Annotated in this window: 1 pseudogene; it reads right to left on the reverse strand. The window is 45.8% G+C overall.

The window, feature by feature from the left end:
• Nucleotides 1-253 (reverse strand): annotated as a pseudogene (locus tag DW743_RS19130) (IS200/IS605 family accessory protein TnpB-related protein); the annotation flags it as partial.

Genomic DNA, 253 nt, shown 5'->3' on the forward strand with positions numbered 1-253 from the left:
CACGGTACATCCGGTCTTTGTCACTGGGAAAGTTAATAAACTTTCTCCCCAGGATAGTTCCGTCTGGACGCATGATGGTACAGACTGCATCCGTATTGATGCCGAGATCCACGCTGCAGATCGTTTGCTCTTTGACAGGTGTCTGGTTTAAAGATACCTCTTCCGCATATGTAAAACGCAGAAAATATTTGTGGTGCTTCTTCTCCAACGTTGGCGCCGAAGCTTTTTTGCCCGACCAGTGTTTTCTTAAATA

Origin of the sequence: Blautia sp. AM28-27 (assembly GCF_003480905.1) — a bacterium.
In the GTDB taxonomy this organism is placed as follows: Bacteria; Bacillota; Clostridia; order Lachnospirales; family Lachnospiraceae; genus Fusicatenibacter; species Fusicatenibacter saccharivorans.